The organism is Acidimicrobiales bacterium, assembly GCA_034521975.1.
Taxonomy (GTDB): domain Bacteria; phylum Actinomycetota; class Acidimicrobiia; order Acidimicrobiales; family SKKL01; genus SKKL01.
Genome location: JAXHLR010000004.1, coordinates 1 through 26,410, shown reverse-complemented (window position 1 = coordinate 26,410; position 26,410 = coordinate 1). Strand labels below are relative to the sequence as shown.

The following is a 26,410-nucleotide window of genomic DNA, read 5'->3' as shown; positions in this document are numbered from 1 at the left end:
AGATGCGACGCGGCGGCGTTTGGTGGTCGTTGAGGCGAACGAGATCCCGAGACGCGTGCTCGATGACCACATCCGCCGTGAGCCAGGGTCTGTCTTCGCGCACCTGGTCGAGCAAGGCCAGCTGGTCGAGACCGAGGTGACCGAGAAGCTCCATCGTGAGCTGTATCCGTCCCAGACGTGGTACTCGATGAACAGCGGTGTGCCCTACGAGAAGCATCAGGTGTTCTGGTACGGCGACCCGAAGCCGGCCGAGCACCCGCTCTACTGGCAGGTCGCGGCACGAGCCGGCCGCAGCGTCGGCGTCGTGAACACGCTGCACTCCTCGCCGCTCGCTCAGCAGTGCGCTGATGGCAACTTCGCTTTCGTCATCCCCGACTGCTTCGCCGAGTCACCCGACACGGTGCCGGCCAAGTACCGGCGGTTCCAGGAGCTGAATCTCGAGCTCACCAACGAGAGCGGCCGCAACGCGTCGGTGAAGCCTCGTCTCTCCTACCTGGGAACCGGAGCCAGTCTGCCGATGCTCGGGGTACGACCTACGACGATGGGCCGGGTGGGGGCCATGGCGGCCAGGGTGGCGACGAAGCGGATGAACAAGGAGCGCCTGCGTGTAGCTCAGTCGATGCTCCTGTCGGACATGTTCGTGAAGCTGTGTCGCAAGCACGATCCCGACCTCGCCGTCTACTTCACCAACCACGTTGCCTCGGCCATGCATCGCTACTGGTACGCACTCTTCCCCGACGACTGGACCGAGGCGCGCTACAGCGACGAGTGGGTCGAGCGCTACAGCGACGAGATTCCCGCGGCCATGCGCGCCCTCGACAACGGCATCGCCGACGTGTGGAAGTGGTGCGAGGCGACTGATCGCACGCTCGTCGTCCTGACGTCGATGGGCCAGCGCGCGGCTCCGGCACTCGACACCTCAGCCACGGGTACGGCCGTCGTGCGTGACCCGGTCCGCTTCGCTGAGGCGCTCGGCGTAGCCAGCCCGTTCACGGTGGGCTTGCGCCATGGTCCCTCAGATCCACTATCGGTTCGGCACGGACGAGCACGCAAGCTTCCGAGGCGGAGCGGCTACAGCGATCGCGGTACGCTGGGCGAATCGCTCCTGGACGTCGAGCGGCCACGAGTCGGTCGTTACCCTCACCTATCGACCTTCGGCGACCTGTCCGAACGGATGCCGGTCAGGCTCGGCACGACCTCGTCGACCCATCACCGCCTGTGGCGATCGCTCTGGGAGCCGAATCGAGCGACCACCGCTCGGGGACACACGATCCCACAGGTGCTGATGCTGATCGCCGATCCACTCAGCATGCTCGATCGCAGCCTGCCGCCACGGGTCGATGCCCTCGATGTCGCGCCCACGTTGCTCGTCGGCGCCTCGGCGTCGAGTCCCCGTTAGATCCATGCACCGGGTGCCCGAGGCGCGGCTGGTGAACCGGCTGGCGCCGGGCTGGCGACCATACCTGGCGATCCCGCTGGTCGTCGCCTCGACTCGAGTCAGCTCATGGTCGGTGTCCTGGCACCGAGCAGCTACGAGTTCGTGCGCACCGGTCGCCTTGTCGTGGGCCGCTGCGTACATTGCCTCCTGCTGGCCGGCTCGCTACGTCGTCGGGACTGCCCAAGCGTCTTCTCGGTCGACGATCGACCGGCGGTCGTTGACACGGCGCTCGCCGCGGTGTCGATGGCCGTCGCTGGAATCTCGGTCGGTCCAGTTGGCCCGTGGGCGACGCCCTCGCTTCCACGCTTCGTCGTCGTTCGGCAGCGCCGACTGCTCGTCGTGCCGCGTCGTGGCGGTGCTCAGCCGACTGTGCACCGAGCTCGGGTCGGGCCGCGCGATCCGCGGTGAGCGGCGTCTTCTTCGTCGGTGGCGAGGCCGAGCGCATCGCGTCTCGACGGTGGAGCTTGCGCGGCGAATCCCGAGCGGCCTGGCAACGCTGGTGGGTTGGCGTGAGCCGACTGAGGCGGCCAGCCGGTGAGAGCCGAGGAGCGGGCGATCTGGTCCGTTCGGGTTCGCGAAGTCGGGTGCGACCGTTCTTGTCCTGGACCTTCAGGTCGCAGGCCGCTCCGTGCGGTGGTGGGCTGTCGGCGGCCGAGCTTCACGCAGTCGGGGACCCGGGTCCGCACGCTGTCACTGTTCTACGAGGAGTGGCTCGGCAAGCTGCCCGTGTCGGAGCTGGAGCGCGTCTCGCTGCTCTTCGACGTTGGGGACGGTCCATCGCGGACGGTACGCCCGGGCCGAAGCGAATCGTCAGACGTCGCTCGTGGCTGCCGTTCGGTGCCGCGGTCGCTCGCCGCCGTGGTTCCCGCTGATTCGTTATCGGCGACCTCGTCGCCAACCGGGGCCGACCTTGTTCTTCCGGTCAGGACCGCGTGTGGGCAAGGGCGGCGACGGCGTTCACCATCCTCAAGTTCCGGACCATGATCGGCCGGGTACGGACGATGGTGAGTGCGACCAGCGAGGCTGATCCTCGGATCACGCCCGTTTGGCCGGCTGCATGCGCGTCGCGTCACCTCGACGAGCTGCCGCAGCTGCTCAACATCGCTGCGTGGCGACCTGTCGCTGGTCGGTCCTCGGCCGGAGCAGCCGCACTACGTCGACGAGCTCTCCGAGAAGCTGCCGTTCTACCGAGGTCCGCCACCTCGTTCGGCCCGGCCTGACACGGGTTGGGCGCAGGTCGAGTACGGCTACGCAGGCGACGAGCGCGACGCGCTGCGAGAAGCTCCAGTACGAGTTCTTCTACCTTGCGACGCCAGGGCTTCGCGCTCGACATGCGAACGTCCTGGTCGAACAACCCGGACGCTCGCTGCTGCAGGTGACGACTGGGCGACGACGGCCATGGCCGTCGTTCCCGGCACGAGGAGGCTCGAAAGGGATCCCGCGAAAGAACCTGGTCGGATCTGGGTGGTCGCCCACTCCTCCATTGGACGATCGAGGCGGCCCATGGGTCGGGAGTAGTCGACCGCATCGTGGTCAGCTCGGATGACGAGGAGATCCTGGCGTCGCGCTCAGCGACGCTGGCGCCGGGAGCCATGCGGCGTCCCGATCGTCTGGCGGTCCGCATGGCGTTCACGCTGTGCATGTGGTGCACGACGTCCTCTCGACAGCTGGCCGACGAGGCTGAGCATGGGCGCCATCCGACGTCGTCCTGATGCTGCTTCCCACCAGCCCATTTCGGTACGCCCGGAACACATCATCGAGAAGCGGTTCGCGTTGCTGGACAGCGGCCCGTCCTCCCGCGGTGGTGAGCGTCGCCGAGCACGCCAAGCAGCTCATCGCATCTCCGTCGCCTGGGCAGCAGGACGGCGAGCTTGCAGCCGCTCATGCCGTGGGACTGAGCTCACCGCGTCAGCGGCAGGAGCAGCCACCGCCTGCTACGAGTTGAACGGCTCGGTCTACGCAGCCCGAGCTCGCGGAGCGCTTCGCCGCGAGCACGGCACCTTCCACGTCCCAGGGGCACTCGCGGTCGTCGATGGATCGTGCGGCATCGATCGATCGACATCGACGAGCCTGCGCGATCTTGGAGTCGGGCCCGGTTCGTACATTGGCCGCCATCACGGGCCATCGTCGTGACAGCTGCGCTAGCCATCGCCCACGTCGGAATCCACGAGAGCCGCAATCGCAACGCAGGCAGACACGCTCCTGTTCGAGGAGGTGCAGCCGGACCTTAGTCGAGTGGCGCCGTTGGCGCGGTCGAGTGGGTCCCGATCCAGCTCTGGGATCGGTTCGATCGTCGCCCGCTGCGGACCGTGCTGTCCGCGGATGGTCGATGCCGTGATCGTCGGCGGCGGCGGCACTTCTCCTGCAGCGGACCAAGCGGGCAGCGACACCACAGCGAGCGGTTGGCAGTGGAACGCTGATCCGAGAGGCGATCCGCTCGCATCTCGGCGCCCACTCGTTCGTCCTCGCGTATCGGCTACAACCGCTTCCAGCGGCCAGCCGGACTTCGACGAGCCGTTCCAGGAGAACATCACGCGCTCCTGGCCGAGTGCGGCGTCCTTCATCGGGCCTCCGCAACTCGGGGCAGCGTCCGAGCCGTGTCGGGCTGCCTACCTTCCAGACGCGGTGGCGAAGACCGCTTTGCTCTGCAGCCCTGCCCAACGGTTTCTGGCAGCTCCATCCCGGAGCTGCGCGAGCTCGTGGCTGGCTCATGACGAAGCCGCGGCACGCGCGTTCTGCGCCTCAACCTCGCGTTCGACCGTGTCGGATGCTCAGGCTTCGGGTCAGCCGAGCGGCGAGGTCCTCGGTCGCTTGGCCGCTGGAGGGCACCGCTGCGCTCGATCGGACCGGTTCGAAGATGTCGTGTCACATGCCACAAGGAACAGGACCACCACAGCCAGTCGAGCACCTTCGAGCGAGCGCAGTGCGAGTACGAGGTCGACGATCTGCTCGCCAACGCAGCAACCAGCGACATCCTGTTGAGCTCACGCGCCGATGCGATGTCGTGCGTTGGGCGCGGGGACACGCCCAGATGATCCCTTCGGGCTCCGTCGCCCGATCGTCTCGCTGGTCAGTCACGACAAGATGGCGTGGTTCCTCGAGGATCTCGGGCATCCCGAGTGGGGCGTCGAGATCACCGAGCACGACATCGGGCATCAGATCGTCGAACGCGTCGAGGCGATCGACGTCGCTCGTTCGGGTAGGCAGGACCAGATCGCTGCCGCACAGGAGCGGCTCTGGTCAAGCACAGTCGAGAGCTTGGACATGATTGCCGAAGTACTCAGCCCCTCGGCTGGCATGCTGGACGCGAAGGGAGTGGGACGATGATCGTCGATCGTCAGATCTCGCCGTTCGTCGTCTATGGCCGACGATTCCATCGTCCACGCGCTATCGAAGATCAGCCGCAACCGAGCTGGCCTCATCTACTGCGTATCGCCCCATGGCGCTTTGGAGGGAGTGCTCTCCGACGGGACTTCCGCCGCTGGATCGTCGAGCAGTCCGAGCATCGATCTCGAGCAGCCGGTCCTGAACATCGCCAACCGCCGATTCGTCAGTGCTGGGGTCGACGATCCGGCCGACTGACGATCCTCGAAGCCTCTTCTCGCAGAGCATCAAGTCGTCCCCCTCGTCGATGCCAACAGCCGGCTGGTGGCGGTGGCTTGGCCCGGTTCGCATTCGTTTGGGATCGGGGGCCAGACCGTCCGTGCCGGACATCCGGTCCTTGATGATCGCCGAGATCGGCAACAACCACAACGGAAGTCTCGACGCTGCGTTCAAACTGGTCGACGCCGCAGCAGGTGCCGGAGCCGACGTCGTGAAGTTCCAACGCGCGATATGGAGGTCGCTCGATGTCAACGCCGGCGATCCCGACGACAGTGCTGCGGATCTCGGACTCAGTACACGCTCGACCTCCTCGCTCGCTTCCAGCTCTCGCCCGACGAGCTCTTCCCAGCGTTCGATCGCACGCGCGGCAGCCCGCGGGCTCATCCCGCTGCGTACCCCCTGGGACCTCCGTAGCCTTCGGCGCCTGGAGAACTACGGAATGCGTCGGCTACAAGGTTGCGTCGGCTGATCTCACGAACCACGAACTGATCGACGCCATCGCCGTGACGGGCAAGCCGCTCAGTCGCTCTCGACGGGGATGTCGGTGGAGCAGGAGATCGTCGAAACAATCGACCGCCTGACCCGAGGTGGTGCCTCCTTCGCCCTGTTGCATTGCAACTCGGCCTATCCGGCGCCGTTCCAGGACATCAACCTGTCATATCTCGATCGCTTGCGCGAGTTCGGTACCTTTCCGGTCGGCTACTCGGGTCACGAGCGTGGTTCAGCGGTCGACGTCGCTGCAGTCGCTCTCGGTGCCGCGCATCATTGAACGCCACTTGACGCTCGACCGCTCGCTGGAGGGAAGCGACCACAAGGCGAGCCTGCTACCCCACGAATACGCATCGCTGGTGGAGGACGTGCGCGATGTGGACATGGCGATCGGATCTCGGGCACCCCGCTCGCTCAGCCAAGGCGAGATGCTCAATCGGGAGATCCTCTCGAAGAGTCTGGTTGCTTCGGTCGGCTATCACTCCGGGCGACGCTCTGGAGGACGGATGATCGAGAGCCCGCAGCCCGGGACGAGGCCTTCAGCCAAATCGTCGGCGAAGCTCGTCGGGCGACGTGCGGTGAGGGCGATGAGGCGCTGACTACTTCTGCCGACCAGGACCTGGGTATCCGTCTCGTTGGCCCTCGGGCGTTTCGGTTCAGGCGACCTTGGGGCATCCCTGTGCGCTATCACGACTGGAGTCGCCCCGCCGCCGCAACGGTCCACCCGGACCTGCTTCGAGATCCACCTCAGCTACCGCGATCCTCGAGCTCGATGGGCCCTCGTACTTCCCCGAGACAAGATCCGTACGCGCTTCGCCGCTGTCCATCTCGCCAGAGCTCTTCCGCCGGCGACCACCTGCTCGACCTCGCGTCTCCCGACGACGAGATGCGAAGCGTTCTGTGGCGGAGCTCCAGCGGGTAGTCGACCTCGCCCGAGAGCTCCGAGCGGTGTTCGATCGACCCCTCGGATCCGTTGATCGTGGTGAACGTTGGGGGGTTCTCGCTCGATTCGCCCTTGAGCCGCTCCGAGAATTCAACGACGCGTACGGACGCCTCGCACGAAACCTCGCGCTCTCGTCGAGGCCGATGGGGCCGAGCTGATCCCGAGACCATGCCGCCGTTCCCGTGGGCACATGGCCAGCGCTTTCCCAACTGCTCGTGGAGGCCGAGGAGATCGAGCAGTTCGGCCCTCGAGACCGGATACCGATCGTCGACGTCTTGCACTCTCACCTCGCCTGCAATCATCCCCCGGCAGCACCCTCGATCTTGTTCGAAGACTCGCTCCACACACAGCGCATCTTCACCTTGCCGACGCGGGGTCGACGGCGAACGCCTTCAGGTTGGCGAGGGGATGTGTTCGAAGCACTTGCCGAAGATCTCGCTGCATTCCCCGATATCTCCTTCATCCCCGAGGTTTGGCAAGGACACAAGAACGAAGGTGAGGGATTCGGTGGCATTGGACAGGTTGGAGGAATGGTTCTGTACTTATAGGCCACAGTCCCACGGGATCCATGCCCAGTTGGTTGAGCTCGGTGTGTGTTCCGCTCGCCCGCTCGAGCCATATCACCCAGTGGTACGCGATCGCTACGACGTTGAGCGCCGCGGCGTCGCTACCTGGGCGTGATCCTTCTCGACCGCATCGACCACATCGACGAGGCTTACTACAACGAAGCTGCACACCGCTGCTGGCGGAGCTTGGCGAGCTGTCGTGCTACGGCAAAGGCCTTGAAGCTGATACGCGGAAGCGATCTGACCGATGGGGAGCGGTCATCACGAACAGGCGCTGGCTCCATGTGGGAACCGGATCGGCGCGCACTCCTCGAGGCGACGGAGACCGAGCGGAGAGCTGTTGCAGCGGTCGAGCCCCATCGTGAGTTTCAAGCCCCGTTGAGCAGGGTTACACGGTGCACTCCGCTCTCGGCGGACGTTGCGCCGGAATTGGTCGATGTCGTCACACTCTTTCACGTCTTTGAACACTTCAAAGACCCGCTCGGCGATCTTCAACGCCTCAGGCGGACGCTTGTGCCGGGCGGGGGCGGGTGATCATCGAGGTGCCACACGCGTGCTGGCGACTTCCTGCTCAACTTTCTCGATCGGGAACCGTTCCGTTCGTTCACGCTCTGGGGAAGAGCACCTCGTTCTGCACACGTGAGAGTCTCCGGCGGCTTCTTCCAGTGTGTCGGGTTCGAGCAGGTCACTGTGACCGCGTTCAGCGCGCTGGCCAACCACCTTCACCGGGCTGGCCCGGCATGGTCCCGGAGGGCATGAACGCTGGTCGGTCCTGCTCGACCCGGCCAGGTCATTCCGCGTACGCAGGCCTCCTCCGCCAGGATCGACTACGAATACCTCGTTCGCCGAGGCGCTGTGGCCCTCCAGCTCATGAGCACCGGATCACTCCTCGGTGTGGTCGGTCCGTGCCTCGTCCCGTCCTCAACGAGCAGCGCGACTTGAACGAAGCGCTCGATCGGCTGGCCATGCAGACCTACCCAGACTTTGAGGTGCTGGGTGGCCGATGGTGGGGTCGGGCCCACTCATGTGAGATCGTTGAAGGTGGAGCGCAACGCGAACTGCGCTTCACCCTCGTGCACAATCCCCGGCGCTTGCAGTCAGCTGGGCTCACGCCGTGCTGGAGGCGGCACGCGGCGAGTACTTGGTGAGATTGGACGGCATTCGTTCATCGAAGTGGATGACATCGCGAAGTGCGTCGAGCTCCTGGATAGGACGGGGGCAGATGTGGTGGTGGGCCGGATGGATCCGCGCCGACGAGACGACGATCGCTCGGGGATCGCGCTTGCCACCCGGTCTGCGTGGGGCGCGGGACCGCACGATTCCACGTGGGGGCGTCTGCACCTGCTGAGACGGTCTACTCGGAATATTCCGACCCCGAGCGGGTTAAGGCGCTCGGAGGCTGGGCCGAAGATGTTGGCGTCAATGATGTTCAGCTCAACCACCGCATCCGGGCGACAGGGGGCGTCGTGCTGGCTCGACGCTTCCTTGGCGGTTGGGTATCGCCCCTGCTGCAGCTTATATGGGCGCTGATCAAGCAGTATCTGAAAACAGACGGCTCTCAAGCCTGCGGTCGGCAGCGGCATCCGAGTCGGTCCGTGGGCGACAGGTGCTGCCAGCACTCCTTCTCCCGGTCGAAGTCCCCCACCTCGTGCTGAAGGAAAGTCGCTGGTCGAGGCGTACTGGTCGCACATGCTGGGATGGTTGCTGCGGCAGCGCATGATCTCGTGCCAACGCACCGGTGCCTGTGAGGGAGGCAGGCGTGCGGCCTGCCTGGGTCATGCACTGGGTCTGGACAGGTGGCTTTTGGTGGGTGTCGTCAGGCGATTCCCACACGCAGGCTCCAGGTCGCGGCGCGAACGTCAGTGGTCAGGGCGGCCTCCGAGAATGAGGTTGCAGATGTGATCGAGGCCCGCCGGAGCCGGGCAGCAGCTCAGCGAGATCCGTCGACCTCCAGGCCGGGCGAGGCCTGGGTATGGTCCGAGACCAGATCGAACGGGATAGGGGCTTCGAAGAAGAACGCGGAGGGATACCGACGTGCTGAAGTCAGGACCCACGCCGAGGCGAGGATCGTCACCCGGGTTAGAGTTCGATGAGCGTATTGGCCCTTCGGCATCCAGTGTGAACCCGAGTCCTCGATAGTGGGCACTGCCTGTCACGATGACGGCCTTACCCATTACCGCCATCCTCGAGTCCCACCGTCGAGGTGTAGACGAGGCCGAGGTCGGCTTCCTCCATCAGAGGATAGCCGCCTAGCGTTTCTCAGCAGCAATCACCATGTTCGACGGCAGAATCGCCGATCCGCTCCTGGAGAAAGCTGGCAACTGGTTCGGCGGGCTCCTTCCCGGGCCGCCGCGCCTCAGCCGGGTGCGCCTGCGAACTACCAGCTCGTGCTCAGGATGAGCGATGAAGTACCGTACGTCGTCTCCAACCAGTGGTGCATGGAGTCGAACCCGACGTCTCATCCTAACACTGAACTATCCCAGGTGACGTTTGTGAAGAGCGCTATGAGGCGCCCTGCATCGCTCCGCTGTGGCCGCACGTGGACAGCATCTTTCCAAATGTCCAGGAGCGGCTGTCCTCTCACCGGCGCTCGGTGAGGTAGTCTTCTAGGGCAGCTGCGTCCGTCGGTCAAAGGCTTGGTTCTCCTTGCGTGTTGTCCAAAGGGCCGACAGATCGAAGCCGTTCGTGGCGTCCGGCCGTAGATGAGAGATCCAGCTCGATGTGTGCGTTCATATGTCATGACGTCACGGTCGCTGCTCCCGGCAAATCTCCCGTGACTGCTTCAAAGCTGAACAGGCCATTGAGCATAACGACGGATGTGGATCCAAGTCGTCAAGAGTGCTCGTAATGGCCACAGCCATGCGGCGGAGTAGACCAGAAACTCTCGGTGTTTCGGCGCCTATCGGATCGTCCTCAAGTCGGGCGCTCTACGTCAGCGGGTCGGAATTGCCATCAGTTTCCCCAATGGCAGGCCATCTACGGTGACGTGTTCGAATTCTTCCAGCGTCATGCTGTCGAGCTCTGGCCATGGGCCGGGATCGTTGGCCATCCACCGTGGTACAGCATCTGTGGATGCCCAAACGCTTGAAGCGATGTTCAAACATAGCGAGCGCACGTCGCGCACGGCATCGGGGGCCCCCGTGGCAGTTCGTGCGATCGCAGATGTCGAGACCGCCACCGCACGTGAGGAACTTCACGGCAGTGTGCGAGCTTCAGTAGCGCCGCGGCGAGCAAGCCCTCGAGCTGCACGGCGGGGTGCCCAGTCTCGAGGAGTCAGGAAGAGTATCCGCGTCGCATTTGAGTAGCACTCGCTACCGTTGTCGAGACGACTATCCCTTATCAAGGAACGCGGCTCGCGCCGATCGGGCGCCCACCCGATCTGGCGGCCGAGAATCTCGGCACCCTTGGCGACACCCTTTAGGCGACCGCGGTCGTGGGAGCGGCATGTCAACGAGGACCTCCAGCGAGTGACCTCAGTGCACCGGTGGAGAAGCCTAGGCCAAGGCCCAGCCTTGGAGGAGGATCACCGCCGCTGCGCGGTGGAGGGCCACGCCGGTTCCTGACCAGCCGCCAGGCCACCAAGCGTGGCGACGAGAAGGTGTAGTGCAGGCGCAGCAGCAGCGTGGTCTCTTGCCAAGACCCACGGTCGCGATGACGCTCGGCACAAGGAGGCTTGCGAGAAGTGCGAGTGGCGAGCTGAAGGAACTACGGTCCCTTGTGTCGTTCACCCCACACGCGGTAGCGGGTCCAGACATCCCGTGGTACCTCCACCACTCGGCGGTGGATCACGATCGAGTGATCTTCGCCACGCGCGGCGCCCACAGGCGGACGCGAGGCGTCGGGCGGCGCCCAGATTCTGGACCCGGTGATGAAGGATCTAGATCGAGCACCGAGTTCGCCACAGCAGCGACTGACCTGCCAAACGATGTCCCACCGACTGCGACGAGTCTTGCGGCGATCGCATCCATACCGGAGCTGAAGAGGCTCGACTCCAGGCGGTGAACAGGGTGCCTCGGGCGAGGTGGTCGTTCGCACCGAGGTGGATGACGAGCGCGGCTTCTTCGCCCCACCCAGCACGAGCGGGGCTCGCAAGCTCGACGTCAAAGCGCCGAGTGACCGGTCCGAAGTTCGCTGCCGTTGATTCGGCGAGAGGGCTAGCGGCGCTACGAGGCGTACCGCACTGATCGTGACCTCGGTCTGTCTCCGAACGGAGGCCAACAGGTCAGAAGAGGTGATCGTCCGAAGCGCCTGAAGCGATCACGACGATCATCGGCGTTCCCAACCGACCTCCTAGCAGTGCTCGGCCACGACGAACCTGCGTCGTGCGCTTGCCGAATCGGTGCCCGCGTTCGCCCCTCACCGTCGAGACCGTCAGCATTCCACCTGCGTCCCTGACGGTCGCCTGGATCCAGTTGGTGAAGGACGTCCAACCCGTGAGCGATCAGGAAATGGACCCAACCAGGTGGTTGTTCACGCGGGGCTCGGCCTTCGCTGTCGCTCCGGCGGGCCGAGCCCTGGGCCGTTTTGGCGATGCTGCCATTGCTGACTGGCGTTCGAGCTTCCCCCGAGCTCGGGGAGGTGAGCGTCGCCATCGCCGTCACGGGCGTCGTCGGGTCAGTGGCCTCGCTCGGACTTCACTCGGCAGCGAATCGAGAGTACTTCGGCTCGGGCGTGCTCGACCGTCAGCCTGGTTCGGCCTCGAGCCCTTGCCGTAGCCGCCGTGCTCGGTTCAGCGATCGTAGTGTCAGGGGCTGCGTCATCCGGCCTGGCCCTATGTGGTCGCAGGCAATCCGACGTCCCTATGACAGCGTGTTGACGATTGCCGTCGTCACCGCCGTCTTCCTAGTGCTGACCGGTCGCGGTTCGGAACCTCCTGCGTGCGGAAGACCGGCCTTGGACGTTCGGTACTCCACAACCATCGTGGCGACCGCAGGCTGGGCCCCTCATCGGACTGGTTCCGGCCAGCAGCATCTGAACCTCGGCCTGAGGCCTACCTGTTCGGGGTTCTGGCTGGATACGTTGTTGCGTCTGTCGGAGGTGCAGTGGCGGTTCGCCTCCGACCCCGGCTCTCCGCCTGGGACGGCGCTCCGGAACGGCGTGCGGGTCTGGGCCGGCCCACAGTCGCTCACCTCGCTCAGCCTCTACCTGATTGATGATGGGTGACCGAGCAATCGCGGGGGACATCCTGGGGCTGATGGCGGTAGGCCGCTTATCAGGTCGCCTACATGGTTGGCTCGATTTGGAGTCTTTGGCGTCCAGGCGCTAAGTATCGCTCGGGGTCCTCCTGGTCCGTCTTCGGCCTTGCCGACGACTCTCGCTGGGAGTCTCTCGCTGCGACCACCGCCGCGGTGCTTGAAAGCTTCCGGTAGTCGCCGTGCCACCGCTTGTACGTGCGGGGGCTCCCTTTGGATTGCGGGTCGTGGCTCCGAAGCGCGGACGAACCAGAAGGGCTCCAGCAGGTGGTGTCGGTGATCGCGCCCGCCGCCGTATTCTATGGATTGTTCCAAGCGTCGTCTTTGGTGCTCTTCCATGTGCGGCGTACTGGGCGGCTAGCTGCCGCGGTGTCGCTCTTTGCGGCGACCCTCAACCTCGTGCTGAATGTCGCTCTCATCGGTCTGCTCGGGCTCGTGGGGGCAGCCATAGCGACGACGACGAGCTTCGCTGCATGGGCGGTGGGCGCACGCCTGGTAGCTGATCGGTTGGTGGACATCCCGTGGCGTACTGACGTCGAGAGGGCGGCAGTGGGGCGTGTCCGGCAGGAGCATTGGTTCTTCGGTGCGCTTCCTGCCGGTTTCTTCAGGGTGGCTGGTTGTGCGAGCTCTGGTCGTGGTGGGCGCCTCGCGTGCTGCTGGCGGGAGGCTCATCTTGCGGCTCGTACGCACTCCGCGAGTGTTCACGTGACAAACGAACCCAGTGAGATCCATCTAGCGGCTGGCTTCGGCTCGGCGTTCATTCGACGTCGAGCACGGGGACGCCTGCGAGGTGCACCGCCAACTCGGGCGTGTTGCGCGCCGCTGTCGGCAACACAGCGTGGCGGCGTAGTTCAGGTCGAGCGAGCGGCAGGCAATGAGGCGTGACGTACCTCTGGAAGCGGCCTTCCATCCGGCCTCGATCAGGATGTATCGTCCGATCGGGCCGGTCGATCCGACCTGGCGCTTCTGCCCGAGACGCCACTCACTCAGGTGATCTCGAGCATGCGTTCGAGGGCGACCTTGGCCCACTCGGTGGTCTCGGGGTCGACGGTGATGCGGTTGACCACCCGCCCGTCGACGAGTGACTCCAGCACCCACGCCAGGTGGGCCGCATCGATGCGGAACATCGTCGAGCACGGGCAGACCAGCGGATCGAGCGACACGATCGTCTTGTCGGGTGTCTCGTCGTTCAGCCGGTTGACCAGGTGGATCTCGGTGCCGACCCCGATCACCGAACCCGCGGGTGCGGCGTCGACCGCCTTGATGATGAAGTCGGTGGACCCGACCTGGTCGGCCACCTCGCACACCTCGTGGGCGCACTCGGGGTGCACGACGACGATGCCGTCGGGGTGCTCGGCGCGGAACGCCTCGACCTGCTCGGTGGTGAAGCGCTGGTGGACCGAGCAGTGGCCCTTCCACAGCAACAGCGTGGCTTCCTTGCAGGTGGCCTCGTCGAGCCCGCCCAGATCGAGGCGGGGATCCCAGATGGCCATGTCGCCGTGGTCGTAGCCCATGGCGAAGCCGGTGTTGCGGCCCAGGTGCTGGTCGGGGAAGAAGATCACCTGGTCGCCCTTCGCCAGCGCCCACTCGAGCACCGCCGCGAGCGTTGGTGGAGGTGCAGACCGCTCCGCCGTGCTCGCCGACGAAGGCCTTGATCGCCGCCGATGAGTTCATGTAGGTGATCGGCACCACGCGGTCGATGTCGGTGACCGCGCTCAGCGCCTCCCAGGCCTCGGTCACCTCGTCGATGTCGGCCATGTCCGCCATGGAGCAGCCGGCGTTGAGGTCGGGGAGCACGACCTGCTGGTGGTCGGCGGTGAGGACATCGGCCGATTCGGCCATGAAGTGCACGCCGCAGAAGACGATGTAGTCGGCTTCGGGGTGTTCCTGGGCGAGGACGGAGAGGCGGAACGAGTCGCCCCTGGCGTCGGCCCAGCGCATGACCTCGTCGCGCTGGTAGTGGTGCCCGAGGATGAACACCCGTTCACCGAGGGTGGACTTGGCCGATTGGATCCACTCCGCGAGCTGGTCAGGCGTCGCGTCGAGGTACCGGTCTGGCAAACGGTTCTGGATGCGGAGCATGAGGGTGCGGGGACCTCCCAGTTGGGGCTCCGCTTGGTGACCGGTGGGGGCAGCCTGGTCGCCACGCCACGGGGATGTCGGTCACGGAGCCATGTGCTGGAAGCCAGGCCAGCTCGTGTTTCACTCTATCCGGTCTCAGCCATCGACGCGATCGGTCTCGGCTTCAGGGACCAGCGCATGGCGTGAAGCGCGTCAGTTCGATGGGCGGAAACCACCAGCTCTCGTCGGCGCAGAACCCGAACGATCCACTGCTGATGTCGATCTCGGGAGCACGTCGTCGAAGCTGCTGGGCGACCTACCACAGCACATCGATGTCTTCGAGGCGACTGGGCCAGTTCGGCGTCGGAGACCTCGGCGGGATAGCGGAGGTTCGTGCCCCAGGGCTCTGCCGGGCTCACAGGTTCGGTCTCCACCAGCACGTCGCTTCCGACGGCGTTGACCTCGAATGGCTGACGCACGTGGGAGAAGTTGAAGATGATCCCGTGGCGGGCGTCCTGTGTGAGATCCGATTCGATGTGGGCCACGGCCCCGCTCCAGCGATGCCCCTCGAAGCGGTAGAGCGAGACGAGACCACCGACCAATGCCGCCACGATCACTGCGCCCGCTACGAGCGCTGCCACGCGGGGGCGAAGGCTGGTCAATGTCGCTGACATGGCGATGGCGGCAGCAGGTACCACGGCGATGATGTAGCGCCCCATGAACATCGGCTGCGCCAGCGAGATGACGAGGAGCACGACTGGGCGGCACCCAGCAGCCAGACACGAAGGCAGTGAAGGCGCCACCTCTCGATGTAATTGCCCGCTGGTGGCCGGGCGACCAGGCGCGACCGCGGCCGCCAGACGAGCGCCATCAAGATGAGCGATCTGCGGCAGAAGGTAGGTTCCGCGCCACGATCTTCAGGCCGTCATTGATCGTGGACCAGCCCAGTGGCGGCACCCAACCGGGGTGCGCTCCAGTTCGGAACCCGAAGGTGACGACCATGGGTAGCAACAGCGCCCCGAGGGTGATCCACCCCGGAAGCGACTCGGCCGTTCGCAGGGTTGCGAGCTCGGATGGTCGCGCCGCGGAGCGCAAGGAGCTGGGAGGCGGGCACCATGGCCGGCAAGTGGGTGCGAGTACACGAGCGCCGCGTTGCAGATGCCCCACCAGAGCCAGCCCCGCTTGGTGCTGTGCTCGGCAAGGTGGAAGAAGAGATACCACGAGGCGACGGCGAGGAGCAGCACCAACGCGTAGCTGCGCGCTTCCTGCGCGTAGCGAGTGACCCCCCATGAGCTCACCAGGATGACCGCGGTCCATGCCGCGATGCGACGGCCGAAGTAGGCGAGCGCGAATCGGACTGAGAGCCCGACCGCGGCCGGCGGCAAACAGGGCGGAGGGAAGCCGGAGCCAGAACGGGTCGATCGACACCTTCGACCAGAGGGCGAGCAGCCCGTAGTACAGGCCCATGCTCCCCGAGCGCTGAATGAGCGAGTCCCAGAGCTGGTTCGTGGATGTGACCGAGAACGCTTCGTCATACCAGAGGTCGCGAGCCCCGAGCGTCGGCAGGCCAGCAGCAGCACACGGCGCCGCGACCAGCGGCAGCCACCCCGCACGACTCGCAGCACCGCACCGCTGAGGCTCGCGGCGACGATCAGCTGATGCGATCGACCGGTGGACTCATCTGGTGGCCGCGCTCACAGGTATTGCGGCGGCGCTGCTCGACGGTGCCTCCGATGGAGCAAGGCGGTCGAATCGTCACGGTGCACGGAGCAGCTCGCGTCGGCGAGAGCTCGGTGCAGCTCCTGGATCGCACACGAAGCCGACCTCGTCCAATGGCTCGGCGGCATCCAGTGCGCGGGCCGTGGCTGCCCGCGACCGAGGGGGACACGCTGTTCGACCAGCCAGAGCACATCGACCATCTGGCTGCGCTCGACGATCGTCTCCAGACCGTGTTCCTCGAAGTAGCGGAGGTTCGTGCCCCACGGTTCGATCGGGCGGATGGGAATCGTCTCCTGGAGCACTCGGCTGTCGGCGGCGGCGAGCTCGAACGGGTGCCGCGACCCGGTAGCGATGAAGAGGATGCCGTGATCGGTCCGTGGGATCCAGATCGCCCTCGATCAGGTTGACCGCTCGAGCTCCACGGGTATCCGTCATCGCGCTGCACGACGATGTGGCCCGGGATGAGCATCAGACACCACGATCGATCCGGCTGCGACTTGGACCGTGGGCCACGGGGATGCTCGTGATGGCCAGCGCCACGACGATCGCTGCTGCGGGAAGCACCCCGATGAGGTAGCGCTCGCGGATCATCGGCTCCGCGAGTGAGATCGAGTATCGGGCCCGGCCGGTGTGATCCAGAGCCACAGCGACGAGGCATCTGAGTGTGCCATGACTGCTGGGGCTCGCCGCTGTGCCGGGAAGCCAGCATCGCAACCCGTACCGTCGAAGCCACGAGCGCGAGCGCTCAAGCCCAATCTGGAGGGCTGCCGAATGGCCCTGCGAGGATCGCTCGCCATCTCGCGCAGGAGAGTGGATGCCCGAGCGGCTCGATCCAATTCGGGCGCGGCCCCGGTCGCCTGTCCGAAGGTGGCCAGCATCGGGACGAGGAGCACGCCCAGAGTGACCAGGCCCTGGCGACGCGCGGCGGAGCGCAGCACCGCGGATCGGGATGTTCGAGCCATGCCGGTGACGCACCTGCCCAGCGATCATGAGCCCACCGAGAGGATGGGCATAGATGAGGCCTGCGCCCATGAGGCCCCAGCAGAGCCCACCGTCTGATGCGATCGTCGCGCTGCCACAAGCCCGAGGAACACCCACCAGGAAGCGACGGACGAGCAGCATCAGCAGTGAGTAGGAGCGAGCCTCCTGGGCGAAGCGGATGACCCCCCACGCCGGCACGATGGAGCAGCCGCGGTCCATACGCCCAACCCGCCGGCCGAAGAAGCGGAGGGCGAATGCCAACCGTGAGTCCAACGGCGGCCGCAGCGAACAGTGCCGACGGCAGCCGGATCCAGAACGGGTCGATCGAGATGTCTGCCCACGGCGTCGAGGAGGATGTAGTACAGCGCCATGCTCGCCGAATCGCTGCTTGGAGCGAGCTCCAGCAGCTGGTTGTGATGAACCGAGACGATTCGACGGAGTCAGGTCCTGCGATCGAGCGTGGCGAGTGCGAGACGGTCGCCGAGGCTGCAACCAGCGGCGAGCACGATCGTCCACAACCGCGCCGGCCAGCACGGGGAGCCTCCTCGGTACCTGCGTGATCGCACCGGTTGCGTCACGTCTGGAGCGATTCGCGCACCGCTCCCCGTCGGATGACAGCTCGCGGAATTCCAGGGTCCTGCGCACACGCTGTGGATGCTCGGCTCAGGACCGAACGGCCTGCTCGCTACGCTCCACATGGTGGTCGAACGTCCGCCTGCCGGCACCATTCCCGACGCCCCGGGCTCCTACCAGTTCAAGGATGCCCAGGGCCGGGTCATCTATGTCGGCAAGGCCAAGTCGCTGCGTTCGAGGCTGTCGAACTACTTCGTGAACCCGGCCTCGCTGCCGGTGCGAACCGCGCAGATGGTGGCCACCGCCGAGACCGTCGACTGGATCCAGGTCCGCAACGACGTCGAAGCGCTGATGCTCGAGTACAACCTCATCAAGGAGCACCGGCCCCGCTTCAACGTCCGCCTCGTCGACGACAAGAGCTACCCCTTCCTGGCGGTCACCCTCGACGACGACTGGCCACGCGCCATGGTCATGCGGGGTGCCAAGCGCAAGGGCGTGCGCTACTTCGGTCCCTACGGCCACGCCTATGCCATCCGCGAGACCCTCGACCTGTTGCTGCGCACCTTCCCGATCCGCACCTGTTCGGACAACAAGTACCGCCACCACGAACGCCTCGGCCGGCCGTGCCTGCTGGGCCACATCGAGAAGTGCTCGGCTCCCTGCGTCGGGGCGATCGACCACGCCGACTACGACCGGCTGGTCGCCGAGCTGTGCGACTTCCTCGACGGCGACACCGACGAGGTCGTCGCCGACCTCGAGGCCCGCATGCGCGACGCCGCCGACAACCTCGAGTTCGAGACCGCCGCCCGCCTGCGCGACCGGCTCACCAGCGTCACCAAGGCGATCGAGAAGCAGCAGATGGTGGCCGACCGGTCCGAGGACCTCGACGTCATCGGCATCGCCGACGACGAGCTCGAGGCCTCGGTGCAGGTGTTCTTCGTCCGCCGTGGCCGCGTCGTCGGCCGCAAGGGGTTCGTCGTCGACAAGGTCGAGGACCTGAGCTCGGCCGAGCTGGTGGGCAACGTGCTCGAAGGCCTGTACTACGACTACCCGCCGCTCGGGTTCCCCAAGATGGTGCTGGTGCCGACCGCCTCCGAGGACGACGACCTCTACCAGCGCTGGCTCACCGAGGTGCGGGGCTCCAAGGTCGCCATCCGGGTGCCGCAGCGGGGCGACAAGCGGACCCTGCTCGACACCGTCACCCGCAACGCGGGCGAGGCGTTCACCCGCCACCGCCTGCGGCGGGCGTCGGACCACAACACCCGGGCCCAGGCCCTCAACGAGCTGCAGGAACAGCTCGGCCTCCCCGATCCGCCGCTGCGCATCGAGTGCTACGACATGAGCCACATCCAGGGCTCGGACTACGTCGGCTCGATGGTGGTGGTCGAGGACGGCCTGCCCAAGAAGAGCGAGTACCGCCGGTTCAAGATCCGCGACGTCCCCGGCAACGACGACTACGCCGCCATGGAAGAGGTGCTCACCCGGCGCTTCCGCAGCTACCTCGAAGAGCGCGAGACACCGGTGGCCGAGCGCGACGGCAAGTTCCGGTACCCGCCCAACCTGTTGGTCGTCGACGGCGGCAAGGGCCAGCTCGGCGTGGCCCAGCGGGTCCTCCAGGACCTCGGGCTCGACGACGAGATCCCGGTGGCGTCGCTGGCCAAGCAGTTCGAGGAGGTGTACCTGCCGGGTCAGCCCGACCCGGTCCGGCTCCCGCGCCAGTCCGAAGCCCTGTACCTGCTCCAACGGCTGCGCGACGAGAGCCACCGCTTCGCCATCAGCTACCACCGCCAGCTTCGCAACAAGCGGATGACCCGTTCGGCCCTCGACGACATCGCCGGGTTGGGACCGACCCGCAAGAAGCGACTCGTCAAGGAGATGGGTGGGGTCAACGCGGTGAAGCGGGCCTCGCTCGACGACCTCAAGGCACTGTCGTGGCTGCCCGACGCGGTGGCCGAGGCCGTGCACGACAAGGTCCACGCCCGCCCGGACCGGTCGCCGCGAAACGCGCCGTAGCATTCCCCAGCGATGGACGCTCGCACCTGGCTCGGACTCGAACCCACCCACAACCCCAACCGCTGGATCCTGCCGATCACCCCCGGCATCAGCACCGGCGGCGGCTTTCTCTTCGGGGGGTGCGGCCTCGGCGCCGCCATCTCCGCGTTGGAGGGCACCACCGGCCGCCCGGTGGTCTGGGCGGCCGCCCAGTACCTCTCCTACGCCCGGCCGCCGTCGATCCTCGACATCGACGTGCGGGTGGCGGTGTCGGGCAAGCAGGTGAGCCAGGCCCGGGCGGTCGCCCACGTCGGCGACACCGAGATCCTCACCGTCAACGCCGCGCTCGGTGCGCGGCCCGTGGAGATCGGCGGCGAGTGGGCCCAGCGGCCCGAGGTCAAACCGCCCGACGAGTGCCCGCCCCGGCCCAGGTGGCGCCACCTCGAGGGCGACTGGATCCACACCCGGTTCGAGGAGCGGATCGCCGTCCCCGTCGACGGTGATGCCGATCCCACCGTGGACGGGCGCAGCGCCATCTGGGTACGGGTGCCCGAGGGGATCGACATGGAAGCGGTCGCCCTCGCGGTCCTCGGCGACTTCGTCCCCGGCGGCATCGGTGCCGCGCTCGGTCGCGACGCGGGCGGCAACAGCCTCGACAACACGATCCGCATCGTGTCGCCGGTCCCCACCGAGTGGGTGCTGCTCGACATCCGGGTTCACGCCATGGCCAACGGCTTCGCCCACGGCCTGGTGCACCAGTGGTCCGAGGACGGCAGGCTCATGGCCACCGCCAGCCAGTCGACCATCGTGCGGGTCCGTGACTGACCCGGGCGGCGGTCTCTGGGAGGCCCATGCCGGCTGGTGGCAGGACGGGTTCTCCGAGGGGGCCGACCCGGAGTACACCGAACAGATCCTGCCGCTCGCCGCCGAGCTGCTCGACGGCGCGGGCGACGTGCTCGACGTCGGCTGCGGCGAGGGCCAGGTGGCCCGCCTGGCGCTTCGGGTCGGCGCCCGCACCGCGGTGGGCATCGACCCGACCTGGGCCCAGGTGACGGTGGCGGCCGAGCGCGGCGGGGGAGCGACCTACGCCCGGGCGGGGGCCGACCGGTTGCCGTTCCCCGACGCCAGCTTCGACACCGCGGTGGCCTGTTTGGTGTTCGAGCACATCGAATCGGTCGACGAGGCCATCGCCGAGGTCGCCCGCGTGCTGCGCCCCGGCGGCCGGTTCCTGTTCTTTCTCAACCATCCCCTGTTGCAGACACCCGACAGCGGCTGGATCGACGACCAGATCCTCGACCCGCCCGAGCAGTACTGGCGGATCGGCCCGTACCTGGTCGAGGACGCCACGATCGAAGAGGTCGAAAAGGGCGTGTTCATCCCCTTCATCCACCGGCCCCTCAGCCGCTATGTCAACGCGCTGGCCGACAACGGCCTGGTCATCACCAACATGGTGGAACCGGCACCGCCCCCGGGATTCCTCGCCCAGGCGGCCGAGTACGAGGCGGCGGCGACGATCCCGCGCCTGCTGGTGCTGGTCACCGCCAAGGTGCCGCGCTGAGGGGTGGCACCACTACGCTGCGGTGGTGTGGCGACCGTGAGCGAGGGGACACCGACCAGCGAGTTCATCGTCATCACCGGGCTGTCCGGCGCGGGCCGGTCCCTCGCCGCCGACCACCTCGAGGACCTGGGGTGGTTCGTGATCGACAACCTGCCGCCCCAGCTCATCCCCAAGGTCGCCGAGCTGGCCTCGGCCCCCCGCTCGGAGTTCTCCCAGGTCGTGCTGGTGGTCGGCACCGGCCCCGGCTTCGAGGACGTGCTGCCCGCGCTGCGCCAGGTCCGTGCCGGCGACACCCCGGTGCGGATCCTGTTCCTCGAGGCGTCCACCAGCGTGCTGGTCCAGCGCTACGAGAGCACCCGGCGCCGCCACCCCCTCAGCGACGAGCAGACGATCGTCGACGCCATCGACCGCGAGCGGGTGCTGCTCGACCCGGTCAAGGCCGAGGCCGACGTCGTGGTCGACACCAGCGACCTCAACGTCCACCAGCTCCGCGAGCGGATGATCACCCTCTTCGGCGACGAGTCCGATCCCGCCTCGCAGCTGCGCACCAGCGTCATCTCCTTCGGCTACAAGCACGGGCTGCCCCTCGACGTCGACATCGTGTTCGACTGCCGGTTCCTGCCCAACCCCCACTGGGTTCCCGAGCTGCAGGCCCACACCGGGCTCGACCCCGCGGTCCGCGACTTCGTGCTCGGCCAGGACGAGGCCGCCTCGTTCCTCGACGGGTTCGACTCGGTGCTCGAGGTCGTGGTGCCCGCCTTCTTGCGCGAAGGCAAGTCCTACCTCACCGTGGCGCTGGGCTGCACCGGTGGGCGGCACCGTTCGGTGGTGCTGGCCGAGGAGCTGGCCGAGCGCATGAGCGCCCACGGGCTCAACGCCTCGGTCACCCACCGCGACATCGACCGCTGAGGGGCCGGCCTCGCCCTGCCATTGGCACCGCCTCGCCGGACGTGATCGGATGGAGACCCACATGACCCCCCAAGGAGGACAGACCACATGAGTGTTCGTGTCGGGATCAACGGCTTCGGGCGCATCGGGCGCAACTTCTACCGGGCCGCCAAGGAACAGGGTGCCGACCTCGACATCGTCGCCGTCAACGACCTGGGCGACAAGGACACCATGGCCCACCTCCTGCAGTACGACTCGGTCATGGGCCAGCTCGACGCCGACGTGACCGTCGACGACGACGGGCTCCGCGTCGACGGCGACGCGATCAAGGTGCTGTCCGAGCGCGACCCCGGCAGCCTGCCGTGGGGCGACCTCGGCGTCGACGTGGTCATCGAGTCGACCGGCATCTTCACCAGCCGCGACGCGGCGGCCGCCCACCTCGACGGCGGCGCGCCGTTCGTGATCGTGTCGGCGCCGTCCTCGGGAGCCGACGCCACCTTCGTGATGGGGGTCAACGACGACACCTTCGACCCCGACACCCACAAGGTCGTCTCCAACGCATCGTGCACCACCAACTGCTTCGTGCCGCTGGTCAAGGTGCTCGACGACGCCTTCGGGGTCCAGCAGGGGTTCATGACCACCGTTCACGCCTACACCGGCGACCAGATGCTGGTCGACGGGCCCCACAAGGACCTGCGCCGGGCCCGGGCGGCGGCGATCAACATCGTGCCCACCAACACCGGCGCCGCCCGCGCCACCGCCCTGGTCATGGAGTCGATGCAGGGGCGCCTCGACGGCACCGCGCTGCGGGTGCCGGTGCCGACGGGTTCGATCACCGACTTCGTCGGCACCCTCGAGCGCGAGGTGACCGCCGACGAGGTCAACGAGGCGTTCCGGGCCGCGGCCGACAGCGGCCCGCTGGCCGGGGTGCTCGAGTACTCCGAGGCGCCGCTCGTCTCCACCGACATCGTCGGGTCGCCGGCATCGTGCACCTTCGACGCTCCGCTGACGATGGCCATGGGCAACCTGGTCAAGGTGCTCGGCTGGTACGACAACGAGTGGGGCTACTCCAACCGCCTCGTCGACCTCGGCCTCGTCATCGGCGCAGCCAACCAGAGCTGATCGCGCCGTGTCGGTTCCCCAACTCGAAGACCTCGGCGATCTCGACGGGCGGCGGGTCCTGCTGCGCGCCGACTTCAACGTGCCGTTGCGCAACGGCGAGATCACCGACGACCTGCGGATCCGCTCCGCGCTGCCGACGATCGGGTGGCTCCAGGAGCGCGGAGCGACGGTCACCGCCTGCAGCCACCTCGGTCGTCCCAAGGGCGAACCCGATCCCAAGTACACGATGGACCCGGTGCGGGCCCGCCTGGCCGAGCTGGCACCGGGGGTCGAGCTGATGGAGAACCTGCGCTTCGACCCCGGCGAGACCGCCAACGACGCCGCCTTCGTGCAGCGCCTGATCCAGGGCCAGGACCTCTACGTGAACGACGCGTTCGGGGCGTCGCACCGCAGCCACGCGTCGATCGTCGGGCCGCCCCAGCACCTGCCCAGCGCCGCCGGACGCCTGCTGGCCACCGAGGTCGAGGTGCTGCTCGGGTTGCGCGACCGGCCGAACCGACCCTTTGTCGCCGTGCTCGGCGGGTCCAAGGTCAGCGACAAGCTGGGCGTCATCGAGGCGTTGATGGACGTGGTCGACACCCTGCTCATCGGCGGCGGCATGTGCTTCACCTTCCTCGCCGCCAAGGGGCGTTCGGTCGGCTCGTCGCTGCTCGAAGCCGACCAGGTCGACACCTGCGCTCGCCTGCTCGAATCGGGCAAGATCCAGCTTCCCTCCGACATCACCGCCATGGGCCCCGACGGCACCATCGGCGATCCCGACGCCGGGGGAGAGGTGCGCCAGGCGGGAACCAACCTGGCCGACGGGTGGAAGGGCCTCGACATCGGTCCCGGCACCGCGGCCGAGTTCACCGACGTCATCGCCGAGGCCCGCACCGTGTTCTGGAACGGCCCCATGGGTGTGTTCGAGGACCCCCGCTTCGCGGCCGGGACCCGCACCGTGGCCCAGGCCGTGGCCGACTGCCGCGGCTTCACCGTCGTCGGTGGTGGCGACTCGGCCGCCGCGGTCGCCGAGTTCGGCCTCGCCGACGACATCGACCACATCTCCACCGGCGGGGGCGCATCGCTCGAACTGCTCGAACGGGGGGACCTGCCCGGACTGGCCGCCCTGCGAGGAGACACCGATGCCTGATGCCCGCCGCCCGCTGATCAGCGGCAACTGGAAGATGCACCACAACCACTTCGAGGCGATCCAGTCGGTGCAGAAGCTGTCGTACCGCCTCACCAAGGAGGACCACGAGGAGGTCGACGTGACGGTGCACCCGCCCTTCACCGACCTCCGGTCGATCCAGACGCTGCTGCAGTCCGAGAAGATCCCCGTCGAGCTCGGTGCCCAGCACTGCCACTGGGAGGACAAGGGCGCCTTCACCGGCGAGGTGTCGCCGCCGATGCTGGCCAAGCTCGACATCACCTACGTCATCGTCGGTCACTCCGAACGGCGGGAGCTGTTCGGCGAGACCGACGAGACGGTCAACAAGAAGGTCAAGGCGGTCATCAAGGCGGGCATGACCCCGATCATGTGCGTGGGCGAGACCCTCGACGAGCGCGAGGCGGGCGAGACCGAGTCGAAGGTGTCGGGCCAGGTCAAGGCCGGGCTGGCGGGGGTGAAGCGCGAGCAGGTGGGGGCGATGGTCATCGCCTACGAGCCGATCTGGGCCATCGGCACCGGCCACACCGCCACCGCCGACGACGCCCAGAGCACCTGTTCGCTCGTGCGCTCCACCGTCGCCGACGCGTTCGGTGCCGAGGCGGCGGCGGCGCTGCGGGTGCAGTACGGCGGATCGGTCAAGCCCGGCAACGCCCCCGAGCTGATGGCCCAGCCCGACATCGACGGCGCCCTGGTCGGCGGGGCCAGCCTCGACGCCGACGACTTCGCCCGCATCGTCCAGTACCGCCTGGGCGGCGACTGAGCCACCTGCACCCAACACCGGTACCCCGGACAGGCGTGGCCCCGCGGTGGGGAGCCCGGGCCGGGTCCTGCTAGGATCGTGCAGCCCACCGGAGGCCGACCGAGCCGATCGGTGGCCGGTCCGACCAACTCTGGAGTCTTTTCGTGTTCGACGCCCTGCTCATCGGGATCCACATGCTGTTGTCGGTCGGTGTCGTGGTGCTCGTGCTCCTCCACAGCGGCAAGGGCGGCGGCCTCTCCGACATGTTCGGCGGCGGCCTCGGCGCCACCGCCGCCGGCTCGACCGTGGTCGAGAAGAACCTGTCGCGGCTCACCCTCATCGCCGCCATCCTCTTCGGGATCAGCACCTTCGGGCTGGCCCTCACGCTCAGCTGAGCTTCGTCCGGGCGGTCCTCCTGCAGACGAGGTGCCGGTGAGCTAGACCGGGGGAGATGAGCGATCTCCCTCACCGGGCCCTGGGCGCCTCCGGACTCGAGGTGTCGCTCTTCTCGTTGGGCTCGTGGCGAAGCTTCGAGCGCATCCCACGCGAACAGGCCCTGGCGGTCATGCGCGCCGCCCGCGACGTGGGCATCACCTTCCTCGACGACGCCCGCTACGACGACGAGGTGGGAACCGCACCGATCCCCACCGGCTACTCCGAGATGGTGTTCGGCGAGCTGTTCCGTGCCACCGGCTGGCGGCGCGACGAGGTCGTGGTGGCCAACAAGCTGTGGTGGCAGTTCTGGCCCGACCAGGACGCGGTCGCCGAGCTGGACGCCTCGCTGGGGCGGATGGGGTTGGACCACGTCGACCTGATCTACTCGATGCCGCCGCCCGAGGGGCTCCCCGTCGCCGATCTGGTGGCCCAGGTGGTCGAGCTGGTGACCTCGGGGCGGGCCCGGGCGTGGGGGATCGGCAACTGGCGGGCCCCGCTGCTGGCCGAGGCGGTCGAGGTGTGCCGGGCCGAGGGGTTCCCGTTGCCGTGCGCCGCCCAGCTGCCCTACAGCCTGGTCACCAGGGACTGGGTCGAGGACGAGCAGATGGCGGCGCTGTTGGCCACCGGAGAGACCGGTCTGGTGGCGTCGTACGTGCTGGCCGGCGGGGTGCTCAGCGGCAAGTACCTCCGGGGCGAGTCCGGCCGGGCCGACGACATCTCGCGCATGGACCCGTCTCGCGAGGCCGACGCGGCACGGGCGCTGGACGAGCTGGCGGGGGAGTGGGGTGTGCCCGCGCCGCAGCTGGCGTTGGCCTTCGCCCTGGCCCATCCCCACCTGGCCAGCCTGCTGTTCGGCGCCACCACGCCCGCACAGCTGAGGGAGAACCTCGGGGCGCTCAGCGTCGTCGAGTCGCTCGACGCCGACCAGCTCGCTCGTCTCCGAGCGGTGGGCGAGGACCCCTGA

18 protein-coding genes and 1 pseudogene are annotated in these 26,410 nt (G+C 67.2%); 16 read left to right on the top strand and 3 right to left on the bottom strand.

The features are described 5' to 3' along the window. Positions 1-55: 55 nt before the first annotated feature. The 6 genes and pseudogenes from U5K29_04495 to U5K29_04470 all read left to right on the top strand — a co-directional run bounded on the left by U5K29_04495 (position 56) and on the right by U5K29_04470 (position 7,573). A complete protein-coding gene (locus U5K29_04495) occupies positions 56-1,399 on the top strand; it encodes a hypothetical protein (protein ID MDZ7677788.1) in 1,344 nt (447 codons plus the stop codon). 3,123 nt (positions 1,400-4,522) lie between these two features. After that, positions 4,523-4,765, top strand: coding sequence for a hypothetical protein (locus U5K29_04490; protein ID MDZ7677787.1), 243 nt, complete (start codon positions 4,523-4,525; stop codon positions 4,763-4,765). 33 nt (positions 4,766-4,798) lie between these two features. Continuing rightward, complete coding sequence (locus tag U5K29_04485) at positions 4,799-5,020, top strand: hypothetical protein (protein MDZ7677786.1); 222 nt, start codon at positions 4,799-4,801, stop codon at positions 5,018-5,020. A gap of 49 nt (positions 5,021-5,069) precedes the next feature. Beyond that, positions 5,070-5,810 (top strand): annotated as a pseudogene (locus U5K29_04480) (N-acetylneuraminate synthase family protein). Beyond that, positions 5,794-6,129: an N-acetylneuraminate synthase family protein gene (locus U5K29_04475; protein ID MDZ7677785.1), complete on the top strand. Its 336-nt coding sequence runs from the start codon at positions 5,794-5,796 to the stop codon at positions 6,127-6,129. Before U5K29_04480 ends, U5K29_04475 begins: the two are co-directional and overlap by 17 nt. A gap of 1,021 nt (positions 6,130-7,150) precedes the next feature. Further along, positions 7,151-7,573, top strand: a complete 423-nt coding sequence (locus tag U5K29_04470) for a hypothetical protein (GenBank protein MDZ7677784.1) — start codon at positions 7,151-7,153, stop codon at positions 7,571-7,573. A 5,644-nt stretch (positions 7,574-13,217) separates the two neighbouring features. Here U5K29_04470 and nadA read toward each other — a convergent pair. After that, positions 13,218-13,826, bottom strand: a complete 609-nt coding sequence (nadA, locus tag U5K29_04465; protein MDZ7677783.1) for a quinolinate synthase NadA — start codon at positions 13,824-13,826, stop codon at positions 13,218-13,220. 83 nt (positions 13,827-13,909) lie between these two features. Here nadA and U5K29_04460 point away from each other — a divergent pair, with 83 nt between their 5' ends. Beyond that, entirely contained in the window at positions 13,910-14,101 is a 192-nt protein-coding gene (locus tag U5K29_04460; GenBank protein ID MDZ7677782.1) for a hypothetical protein, read from the top strand. Between the two features lie 337 nt (positions 14,102-14,438). On the opposite strand, the gene U5K29_04455 is transcribed toward U5K29_04460, so the two are convergent. Further along, a complete protein-coding gene (locus U5K29_04455; protein MDZ7677781.1) occupies positions 14,439-15,047 on the bottom strand; it encodes a hypothetical protein in 609 nt (202 codons plus the stop codon). A gap of 1,432 nt (positions 15,048-16,479) precedes the next feature. After that, a complete protein-coding gene (locus tag U5K29_04450) occupies positions 16,480-16,602 on the bottom strand; it encodes a hypothetical protein (GenBank protein ID MDZ7677780.1) in 123 nt (40 codons plus the stop codon). A 1,089-nt stretch (positions 16,603-17,691) separates the two neighbouring features. Here U5K29_04450 and uvrC point away from each other — a divergent pair. The 9 genes from uvrC to U5K29_04405 all read left to right on the top strand — a co-directional run bounded on the left by uvrC (position 17,692) and on the right by U5K29_04405 (position 26,410). Further along, a complete protein-coding gene (gene uvrC, locus U5K29_04445; GenBank protein MDZ7677779.1) occupies positions 17,692-19,578 on the top strand; it encodes an excinuclease ABC subunit UvrC in 1,887 nt (628 codons plus the stop codon). Between the two features lie 12 nt (positions 19,579-19,590). Further along, positions 19,591-20,382: a thioesterase family protein gene (locus U5K29_04440; GenBank protein MDZ7677778.1), complete on the top strand. Its 792-nt coding sequence runs from the start codon at positions 19,591-19,593 to the stop codon at positions 20,380-20,382. Then, positions 20,375-21,115 (top strand): class I SAM-dependent methyltransferase, encoded by a 741-nt coding sequence (locus U5K29_04435; protein ID MDZ7677777.1) that lies wholly within the window; start codon positions 20,375-20,377, stop codon positions 21,113-21,115. Before U5K29_04440 ends, U5K29_04435 begins: the two co-directional genes overlap by 8 nt. A gap of 27 nt (positions 21,116-21,142) precedes the next feature. Next, the gene (gene rapZ, locus U5K29_04430; protein ID MDZ7677776.1) at positions 21,143-22,024 is read left to right on the top strand and encodes an RNase adapter RapZ; all 882 of its coding nucleotides are present in this window, start codon (positions 21,143-21,145) and stop codon (positions 22,022-22,024) included. A gap of 87 nt (positions 22,025-22,111) precedes the next feature. Then, entirely contained in the window at positions 22,112-23,125 is a 1,014-nt protein-coding gene (gene gap / locus U5K29_04425; protein ID MDZ7677775.1) for a type I glyceraldehyde-3-phosphate dehydrogenase, read from the top strand. 7 nt (positions 23,126-23,132) lie between these two features. Next, positions 23,133-24,254 carry a phosphoglycerate kinase gene (locus U5K29_04420; protein ID MDZ7677774.1) on the top strand — a complete coding sequence of 374 codons (1,122 nt, stop codon included), beginning with the start codon at positions 23,133-23,135 and terminating at the stop codon, positions 24,252-24,254. Continuing rightward, the gene (tpiA, locus tag U5K29_04415) at positions 24,247-25,032 is read left to right on the top strand and encodes a triose-phosphate isomerase (GenBank protein ID MDZ7677773.1); all 786 of its coding nucleotides are present in this window, start codon (positions 24,247-24,249) and stop codon (positions 25,030-25,032) included. The genes U5K29_04420 and tpiA overlap by 8 nt, the downstream gene beginning before the upstream one ends. Positions 25,033-25,175: 143 nt before the next feature. Then, positions 25,176-25,406 (top strand): preprotein translocase subunit SecG, encoded by a 231-nt coding sequence (gene secG, locus U5K29_04410; protein MDZ7677772.1) that lies wholly within the window; start codon positions 25,176-25,178, stop codon positions 25,404-25,406. A 56-nt stretch (positions 25,407-25,462) separates the two neighbouring features. After that, a complete protein-coding gene (locus U5K29_04405) occupies positions 25,463-26,410 on the top strand; it encodes an aldo/keto reductase (protein MDZ7677771.1) in 948 nt (315 codons plus the stop codon).